Below are 1,611 nucleotides of genomic sequence, written 5' to 3' on the forward strand. Positions count from 1 at the left end.
TTAGTACGAAGGAGGACTCAAGATGAAGTATAACCAAAATCACAAAATCAAGCAAATCACCGAATCAACACTCGTTATTGGCGTGGATATCGCCAAGGAGAACCATGTGGCTAGAGCTCAAGATGCCAGAGGAATTGAATTTGGCAAGCCAATGAACATTGAAAACAGCAGAGCCGGATTTCAACGATTTCGTTTGTGGATGAAGAGCCTCATGCGAGAACATGCCAAACCGGATGTCATTGTAGGTTTTGAGCCCACAGGGCATTACTGGATGGCATTTGCCCAGTTTCTGCGCCATGAAGGGATTAAGTATGTTGTCGTCAATCCGATGCATGTGAAGAAGAGCAAGGAATTAGATGACAATTCGCCCACCAAAAATGATGTAAAGGATGCCCGAGTCATCGCTCAATTGGTCAAAGACGGACGGTACTCTGAACCCCAAGTCCCCACTGGCATATATGCTGAATTACGTAATGGGATGAACCTGCGAGACCGTCTACAAGAAGACTTACAACGCGTTCGGGGGCGTATTCTCAACTGGCTGGATCGCTTTTTCCCTGAATTTCATGAGGTGTTTAAGATTTGGGAAGGAAAGGCTGCACTGATGACGCTAGAGGCGTTTCCTCTCCCGCAAGAAATCATCAATCTGGGTGCGGAAAAGATCCTAAGACACTGGAAGCAAGAAGTGAAACGAGCCATAGGGATCAAGCGAGCCAATGCGCTTGTGGCGGCCGCCAAGCGTTCTGTTGGTCTTACGGAAGGTCTGTCAATGGCTAGGCAAGAACTCCAAAGCTTGATGGAACAATACCAGTGTTTGTGTGGACAAATGGAACAGCTCATGCAAGATGTAGAAGCATTACTAGAGCAGATTCCAGCTGTGCCCTACATGATGAGTATTCCAGGCGTGGGACTAGTGACAGTGGCTGGCTTCCTGGCTGAGGTTGGCGATCTGTCCAACTACACGCACCCACGACAGGTTCAAAAACTGGCAGGATTCAATCTGCGAGAAAATACCTCAGGCAAGTTCAGAGGTCAAACCCGCATTACCAAGCGGGGACGCCCCAAACTGAGATCCCTGTTGTATGCAGCGATACGCCCCATGGTGGCGAAGAATCGGGAGTTCAAGCAAATGCATGAGTACTTAACGACACGCTCCGAGAATCCGTTGAAAAAACAACAATCCATGATCGCGTTGTGCTGTAAGTTGATTCGCGTGTTATTTAGCTTAGGACACAAGCGTGTGTCTTACAATGGAGAAAAATGTCTCGGACACATCCGCTTGCAACAAATACAGAATGCTGCTTAGTCATGTTGAAGAAACACAAATATCTTTAAATATCTAGGTGTGCAGATCCTTGAAAAGCGAAGCACGGAGAAGCCTGTTGATTAATTTCACCATTCGGGCATAGACCCTGCAAAGGAGCTTTTACAGGCCTCCACCTCTGGTTAGGTTGGACGAAGGAATGTGCGGGCAAAGACCCTGAGAGAAATGGGAGGGTAACCCCCAGAGAAATGTGGAGATCCACTGGTGCGATCATATTTTTAAAGCGAGAAAGCATGATCTCTACCAGGATGGCATTCATATTTCCAACAAATGCATGAAATGCAAGT

The 1,611-nt window shown here is 47.1% G+C and carries 1 protein-coding gene; it reads left to right on the top strand.

Annotated elements, in window-relative coordinates:
* Window positions 1-22: 22 nt before the first annotated feature.
* Window positions 23-1,306 (top strand): IS110 family RNA-guided transposase, encoded by a 1,284-nt coding sequence (locus E2L07_RS20020; protein WP_053430222.1) that lies wholly within the window; start codon window positions 23-25, stop codon window positions 1,304-1,306.
* The last annotated feature ends 305 nt before the right edge of the window (window positions 1,307-1,611 follow it).

It is taken from the genome of Halalkalibacterium halodurans, from assembly GCF_004376175.1.
GTDB classification, from domain to species: domain Bacteria; phylum Bacillota; class Bacilli; order Bacillales; family Bacillaceae_D; genus Halalkalibacterium; species Halalkalibacterium halodurans.

Excerpts from the sequence above, each read along its gene's own strand:
- E2L07_RS20020 (WP_053430222.1), top strand. The coding sequence starts at position 23 with ATGAAGTATAACCAAAATCACAAAATCAAGCAAATCACCGAATCAACA.